This is a genomic window from Streptomyces sp. NPDC003300 (assembly GCF_040610915.1).
GTDB lineage: Bacteria > Actinomycetota > Actinomycetes > Streptomycetales > Streptomycetaceae > Actinacidiphila.
This window is the reverse complement of the sequence record NZ_JBEXNE010000001.1, coordinates 208106-214655: the sequence shown is the minus strand read 5'-3', so window position 1 is coordinate 214655 and position 6550 is coordinate 208106. Positions and strand designations below refer to the sequence as shown.

The 6550-nt window shown below is 72.2% G+C and carries 4 protein-coding genes; 2 read left to right on the top strand and 2 right to left on the bottom strand.

The window, feature by feature from the left end; all coding sequences use genetic code 11:
• Positions 1 to 251: 251 nt before the first annotated feature.
• Positions 252 to 1520, top strand: coding sequence for a hydroxymethylglutaryl-CoA reductase, degradative (locus ABZX65_RS00715; RefSeq protein ID WP_355332806.1), 1269 nt, complete (start codon positions 252 to 254; stop codon positions 1518 to 1520).
• Positions 1517 to 2518, top strand: a complete 1002-nt coding sequence (locus ABZX65_RS00710) for a hydroxymethylglutaryl-CoA lyase (protein WP_355332803.1) — start codon at positions 1517 to 1519, stop codon at positions 2516 to 2518. Before ABZX65_RS00715 ends, ABZX65_RS00710 begins: the two co-directional genes overlap by 4 nt.
• 62 nt (positions 2519 to 2580) lie before the next feature.
• Here ABZX65_RS00710 and ABZX65_RS00705 read toward each other — a convergent pair whose 3' ends face one another.
• Both ABZX65_RS00705 and ABZX65_RS00700 read right to left on the bottom strand, forming a co-directional pair.
• Positions 2581 to 3438: a 3-hydroxybutyryl-CoA dehydrogenase gene (locus ABZX65_RS00705; RefSeq protein ID WP_355332800.1), complete on the bottom strand. Its 858-nt coding sequence runs from the start codon at positions 3436 to 3438 to the stop codon at positions 2581 to 2583.
• 117 nt (positions 3439 to 3555) lie between these two features.
• Positions 3556 to 6342, bottom strand: coding sequence for a cellulose binding domain-containing protein (locus ABZX65_RS00700; protein ID WP_355332798.1), 2787 nt, complete (start codon positions 6340 to 6342; stop codon positions 3556 to 3558).
• Between the last annotated feature and the right edge of the window lie 208 nt (positions 6343 to 6550).

The following is a 6550-nucleotide window of genomic DNA, read 5'->3' as shown; positions in this document are numbered from 1 at the left end:
CCGCCGTACTCCGGTCCGCCCGCTCGGCTCCGCTCTCCACCGCGACCGCTCCCTCCGCGCGCCGCGCCGGCCTCTGCCGTCGGCCGCTGTGCGCTGCGCACACTCAGCGTGCCGTACGACGTGCTGATGGTCCATAGCGGGGGGTTCCGCGCCGTCATTAGCGTGACCAGCACCCGAGGGACGCGCCCCCGCGCGTCCCTCGGCACCACCGCTCCCGCCCGTGACCGCTTCCGGAGGAAGGCCATGGCATCGTGACCAGCCGTCTGTCGGGTTTCAGGAATCTCTCCGTCGACCAGCGCCGTGCCCGCGCCGCCGAGGCCATGGAGGTGCCCCTCGCCCTGTTCGACGCGCTCTCGCCGGACCGGGGCCTCTCGCTCGACCAGGCCGACCACATGGTCGAGAACGTCGTCGGCGTCCTCGGCCTCCCGGTCGGCATCGCGACCAACTTCGTGGTGAACGGCCGCGACGTCCTCGTCCCCATGGCGACCGAGGAGCCCTCGGTCGTCGCGGCGGCCTCGAACCTCGCCCGGATGACCCGCGACCACGGGGGTTTCCGTACCTCGCCCAGCGTCCCGCTCATGCAGGCGCAGGTGCAGATCCTCGACGTCGCCGACCCGGCGGGCGCGCGGGTACGGCTGCTGTCCGCGGCCGGGGAACTGATCGCGCTCGCCAACGAACAGGACCCCGCGCTGGTCCGGTTCGGCGGCGGGGCGCGCGAGATCTCCGTGCGGCTGGTGCCCAGCAGGCGGCAGACCTACGTCGTGCTGCACCTCGTGGTCGACGTGCGCGACGCCATGGGCGCGAATGCGGTCAACACCATGGCCGAGGCCATCGCCCCCCGCGCGGCCGAGATCGCCCGCGGGCGGACCCTCCTGCGCATCCTCACCAACAAGGCCGACCTGCGCCTCACCCGCGTCTCGGCGACCTTCGACGCGGACCTGCTCGGCGGCCCCGCCGTCGTGGAGAACATGCTGGACGCGGCCGAATTCGCCGTCGCCGACCCCTACCGCGCCGCCACCCACAACAAGGGCATCATGAACGGCGTCACCGCCGTCGTCCTGGCGACCGGCAACGACACCCGCGCGGTCGAGGCGGGCGCGCACTCCCACGCGGTCGGTCCTGACGGCCGCTACACCGCGATGTCGCGCTTCGAGAAGAACGCCGACGGCGACCTGGTCGGCACGCTGGAGCTGCCCATGCCGGTCGGACTGGTCGGCGGTGCCACCAAGGTGCACCCCGTGGCGCGGGCCAACGTCACTCTGCTCGGGGTGGAGACGGCGAGCGAGCTGGCCGAGATCATCGTGGCCGTCGGCCTGGCCCAGAACGCCGCGGCGGTGCGGGCGCTGGCCACCGAGGGCATCCAGCGCGGCCACATGTCGCTGCACGCGCGCAATGTGGCCGTGACCGCGGGGGCCACCGCCGCCGAGATCGACTCGGTCGTCGCGCGGATGGTCGCGGACAGGTCCGTACGCGCGGACGCCGCCGAGCGGATCCTGGCCGAACTGCGGGACCGGCCGTGACCCGGTCACCGGCCGCGCTCGGACTGCCCGTCGCCCACCGGTCGCCAGGACTGCCGGACCGGGTGACGGTCTACGAGGTCGGGGCCCGCGACGGGCTCCAGGCCGAGAAGGCGCGGGTGCCCACCGCGGCCAAGGTCCGGCTGATCCGCGACCTGACCGCCGCCGGGCTGCCCGTGGTCGAGGCGACCAGCTTCGTCTCCCCGCGCTGGATCCCGCAGTTGGCGGACGCCGCCGACGTGCTCGCCGCGCTGCGGGAGGCGGGCGCGGACCTGAGCAGACACCCCGTCCTGGTGCCCAACGACCGCGGTCTTGACCGCGCCCTGGACGCCGGGGCGTCGGCCGTCGCGGTCTTCGTCAGCGCGACCGAGACCTTCGCGCGCCGCAATCTGGCGATGGGCCGCTCGGAGGCGGTCGAGGTCGCGGGAAAGGTGACCGAGCGGGCACTGGCCGCGGGCGTCCGGGTCCGCGGGTATGTCTCGATGGTCTTCGGCGATCCCTGGGAGGGGCCGGTCCGCCCGGAGCGGGTCGCGGAGGTCACCCGGGCCCTGGCCGACGCCGGGTGCCACGAGGTGAGCCTCGGCGACACCATCGGCGTCGGCACACCCGGCCATGTGGGCGCGGTCCTGGCAGCGGTCGCCGAAGCGGGTGTGGCCCGCGACCGGATCGCCCTGCACTTCCATGACACCTACGGCCAGGCCCTGGCCAACGTGCACGCGGGACTGCTCGCCGGGGTCACGACCTTCGACGCCTCGGTCGGCGGCATCGGCGGCTGCCCGTACGCGGGCTCCGCCACCGGCAACCTCGCGACGGAGGACCTGCTCTGGATGCTCACCGGTCTCGGCATCGAGACCGGGGTCGACCTGGACGCGGCGATGCGCGCGGGGCTCCGCGTCACCGCGCTCCTCGGCCGGCCGTCCCCGTCACGGGTCGTCCAGGCCCTGGACCGCGACTGGCCGGACGGGGACGGGGATCGGCCGGACGGGGACCGGGACCGCTGAGGCGCGGGCGGTCAGTACGGGCAGGCGGTCAGTGCTGGCGGACGGTCAGCACGGCCGGGCGGTCAGTACTGGTAGAAACCCGCGCCCGTCTTGCGGCCGAGGCGGCCCGCGTCGACCATCCGCTGAAGGATCGGCGGCGCCGCGTACAGCGGCTCCTTGTACTCCGAGTACATCGAGTCGGCGATGGCGGCGACGGTGTCGAGGCCGATCAGGTCCGACAGCTTGAGCGGGCCCATCGGGTGCGCGCAGCCCAGCTCCATGCCGTTGTCGATGTCCTCGCGGGTCGCGATGCCCGACTCGAACATCCGGATCGCGGAGAGCAGATACGGCACCAGGAGCGCGTTGACGACGAAGCCGGAGCGGTCCTGGGCGCGGATGGCGTGCTTGCCGAGCACGTCGGTGACCAGCGCCTCGGTCCGCTTGAGGGTGTCACTGCCGGTGGTGAGCGCCGGGATCAGCTCGACCAGGCGCTGCACCGGGGCGGGGTTGAAGAAGTGGATGCCGATGACCTGGTCGGGCCGCGAGGTCGCCACGGCCAGCTTGACCAGCGGGATCGAGGAGGTGTTGGAGGCCAGGATCGCGTCCTGCCTGCTCACCACCTGGTCGAGCACCCGGAAGATGTCGATCTTGACCTGCTCGTTCTCCACCACGGCCTCGATGACCAGGTCGCGGTCGGCGAACTCGCCCAGGTCGGTGGTGAAGGTCAGCCGGCCCAGCGTCTCGTCGCGCTCAGCCTCGGTGATCTTGCCGCGCTCCGCGGCCTTGCCGAGCGAGTTCGTCAGCCGGGTGCGGCCCAGCTCCAGGGCCTCACCGGTGGTCTCCGCGACCCGGACGTCGAGCCCGGCCTTCGCGCACACCTCCGCGATGCCCGCCCCCATCTGGCCCGCGCCGACCACTCCGACGCGCTGGATGTCACTCACTCGTCAGCCCCTGCCGCTTCCGTGCACCGCTTCCGTGTACCGGACAGACGTTACCTGTGTCCGGTACGCGCGGGACCGGCCGGGTGCCGGTCCCGCGCGTAGCCGAAGGAGCCGGGGTCAGCCCACGGAGCAGGCGGAACCGTTGAGTGAGAAGGCGCCGGGGGAGGTGTTCGTCCCCGGTGCGCTACCGGTGAAGCCGAAGGTCGCGGAGCCGCCCGCGGGCAGCACCGCCGCGTAGCTCGGCGCCGTGACCGTCACGGCCGCACCGCTTTGCGTGTAGTTCGCGCTCCACAGTGAGGTGATGGTCTGGCCGCCGGCGAAGGACCAGGTCAGCTTCCAGTTGGAGATCGCCGCCGAGCCGTTGTTCTTGACCGTGACCGACGTCTGGAAGCCGCCGGGCCAGGAATTGGTGACGTCGTACGCCACCGAGCAGGCGCCGGAGCCGGGCGGTGTGGTCGGCGGGGTGGTGGGAGGCGTGGTGGGCGGGGTCGTCGGGGGTGTGGTCGGGGGAGTCGTGGGCGGGGTCGTCGGGGGTGTGGTCGGGGGAGTCGTGGGCGGGGTGGTCGGGGGAGTGGTCGGCGCAGTCGTACCGCCGGAGCCGTCCGAGGTGTCGCCATAGATGATGCCGCGGCCGTTGGTCGCGATGTAGACGCGGCCGTAGACCCGGGGGTCGCCGGTGATCGCCGTGTTGGTCACGCCGTACTGGTGGGCGTTGTCGTTGATCCGCACCCAGTTCGCGCCCGCGTCGGTGGAGCGGAAGATGCCGCGGACGCCGCCGATCTTCGCGCTGGTGTAGAGCGCCTGGTAGGCCGCGCCGGGGGCGGCCTTGCCGAAGCCGATGGTGTCGGCCTCCTGCACGTTGGCCAGCTTGGTGAAGCTCGCGCCGGAGTTGGTGGAGTGCCACAGGCCGTACGCGCCGCCCGTGCTGCCGCCCGCCACCCACACGTCGCCCTCGGCGCCGGGCAGCGCCTTGAGCTTGCCCGCCTCCGCGGGCAGCCCGGTGGCCGCCGTCGCGGCGAAGGTCGCTCCGCCGTCGGTGCTCACGTAGAACTTGCCGCCGTAGACGCCGTAGAACTTCTTCGGGTTGACCCGGTCGGAGCCGATGGCCGCGCCGGTCGGGATGCCGGTGGAGTCGGACCAGGAACCGCCGAAGCCGACCGAGTACTTGACTCCGGTACCGGACGGGGCCCACAGGAAGCGGCTGCCGTCGGCCGCCGCGGCGACCGTACCGCCGCCGCTGACCCCGGACGGGTCGGTGCCCGCGAACCAGTTGGCGCCGTTGTCGGTGGAGAAGGCGACATGCGCGCCGCTGTCCGCGTTGCCGACCCTGACCATGGTGTTCGCGTTGGTGGCCGCGAAGTCCAGGCTCGTGGTGGTGGTGAAGTTGGGCTGGGTGAACATCATCGGGGGCACGGCGGTGAGGTCGGTGTGCCGGAAGCCGCCGATGTCACCGAGCGCGCTGATCAGCGGCGCGCCGGTCGGCGGGCTGATCAGGTCCTGGACCGACGTCTCCTCCAGGCCCTTGGCGTTGGGCTTGACGGTGAACTTCGCCCCGGTGTCCCAGTTGGTGAGGTTGTCGGTGCCGTAGACGGTGGCCCCGGTGCCGTACCACATGCGGTTGGAGTTGAACGGGTCGATCTCCAGCGACTCGGTCATCCAGCCGAGCTTGGGGGTCTCCTCCGGCGGCGACGGGTTGGCGCCCCAGCTCAGCCACGGCGACGAGGAGACGTCCATGGTGTAGCGGTCGGCGCGGTTGGGGTAACTGGTGAAGTCCCAGGCCCGCGTCCAGGTCGCGCCGCTGTCGGTGCTGCGGAAGATCTGGGTGTCGGCCCACCACGAGCTGTAGCCGGTGACCATGATCGTGCCGGGGTGCTGCCGGTCGACGGTCATACCGCTGTAGCCGAAGTACGTGTCCGCGTCCGACATCGGGCTGATGTTGGTCCACGCGCCGGTCGCGGTCGCGTACCGCCACACCTGGCCCTTGGCGCCGTCGTACGGGCCGCCGGTGTCGCTGGTGGCGAGGTAGAGGTAGCCGTTCACCGCGTCCAGCACGCCCTTGTGCGCGATGTACCCGGTGGGCTGGCCCGCCAGCCGGGACCAGGTGGCGCCGCCGTCGGTCGAGCGGTAGACGGTGTTGGCCTTGTCGGCCACACCCACGTAGACGGTCTGCGTGGTGGAGCCCTTGGTGCCGGTGCGCGGGTCGAAGGTCACCCACACATCGCCCTGGTTGTCGCTCTGGTAGCCGCTGCTGTCGGACGGATCGGCCACGTAGTTCCCGACGTTGGGGAAGGCGGTGACCTTCGCCCAGGTGACACCGGAGTCGGTACTGCGCCACAGCCCGTTGCCGCTGGGCGCGGCGAAGTACAGGACGCTGTCCTTGTTGGGGTCGATGGCCAGCCGCTCGCCCATGCCGCGGCCGGGCATGTTGCCGCCGAGCTTGAACGGCAGCGCGGTCGCCGCCCAGGTCGCGCCGCGGTCGGAAGAGCGCAGGATGGCGCCGTTGTCGGGGTCCCAGGAGTTGGTGTACATGCCGACGGCCGCGTAGACCTTGTCGGGCGCGAGCGCGTCGGTGGCGAGGCTGACCACGCCGTTCCTGTTCCAGTCGGTCCAGCCCACCGAATCCAGCAGCGGCGTCCAGGACTTGGTGGCCTCGTTCCAGCGGTAGGCGCCGCCGATGTCGGTCCGCGCGTAGGCGAGGTTCTTCTCCGACTGGTTGAAGACGATGCCGGGCACGAAGCCGCCGCCGTCGATCCTGACGTTCTTCCAGGAGTACGTGTCCGCGACGGCGGCCGGTGCGGCGGTGGCCGGGGCCGCGGTGGCCGTGGCGGTGACCGCGGCGACCGCGGAGGCGCCGCCTATCAGGGACAGGGCCGCGACGAGCGCGGCGAGTGGTCTGCGGAGCATGGAAAGGCGTCCTCTCCGTACGGACGCGGGCCGCGCCGGGCCCGCGCGTGCGGGTGGTGGGGGGATGGACGGTGGCGCTATACATAGGAGGTGTGGGAGCGCTCCCATGATGTTAGCGCCCGCGCCGACGCCCGAGAAGGGGTCGTCAACGCTCCGTCCCGGCGGGGGCCGCGCGAGGGAGTGGACCGAACGGCGGGTTGCCCCGGCG